The following is an 896-nucleotide window of genomic DNA, read 5'->3' as shown; positions in this document are numbered from 1 at the left end:
TCCATGGGATCGGCGCAGCATGTGTTCTTGATTGAGTACTGCGTTAGAAGCGACCGCCAAGGATGACTTACAGAAGGCTCAAAATAGCATCGGCGGGATGTTGACCTATCCGAAGAACAAAGTCGCTCCAAGTGGCTATGCCGCCTCCGTGCTTCGATCCCGAACGGAACGAGACTGACGTTTTAGCCTTGCGTCAACATGCGAATTTCGTTGAACAAACATTTCGACAAGAAGGTTGCGATACAAGCTAAGACATGGTTGCCCTGCGATGTGGTCCCTATCTGCTCCACTGCTCAGCGTTTGGATCCGGTATGCTGGTTTTCTGTTGGAGAGCCAGCGGAGGAAGCATTTGAATGTGAAACCTCGTTCTGCATGAAGTAGGTATTGATCAGAGCCACAACCTTTCGGCCCAGCGCCCGATCATCCTCGGGGCTCTCTGTGTCGAGGATCTCGAGCCGGATCTCGAAATCGGGGTCGCGAATGAGAATGGGCGGATCCTGCTCGTTACCGTCGCCCGAGCTGTCGACGAACCAGCCCTCATCCGGGTTCGAGTCTTGTACCTCCAGACCCGCATTCAGGCTCTCGACAAGATATCTCGCCAGACGATCGTTGATCCGTGTGCCTTCGTCTTCGCCGAAGATGAGCCGGAGCTCGCCCTGAGGATCCCGGATGACGTGCTGCCGATCTCTTCCAGGGCGGGCAATGAAGAGGGACCATTGTGGCTATGGGCTCATGGGCAACTTCTTGTCCGAAGAATATTAACAGCTTACGCTGGCGCCATGACCAATAGCGCCCCTGTCTTGGGATCAGTATCGCCGTCCAAGCATCCAATCGCCGACCTCATCAAGGGCATCAAAGGCGCGGTTGGTCAGGCGGCGCGGACCAGCCAGCAGCCC

General features: G+C 55.8%; 1 protein-coding gene. It reads left to right on the top strand.

What is annotated here, in order from left to right:
• Window positions 1–554: 554 nt before the first annotated feature.
• Window positions 555–896: hypothetical protein (locus KBI52_RS01240; protein ID WP_210804835.1), on the top strand; the 342-nt coding region annotated here is incomplete at its 3' end.

Origin of the sequence: Microvirga sp. HBU67558 (assembly GCF_018069605.1) — a bacterium.
Lineage (GTDB): Bacteria > Pseudomonadota > Alphaproteobacteria > Rhizobiales > Beijerinckiaceae > Microvirga > Microvirga terrae.
The sequence above is the reverse complement of the archived record's forward strand: the minus strand, read 5'-3'. Positions and strand labels throughout refer to the sequence as shown.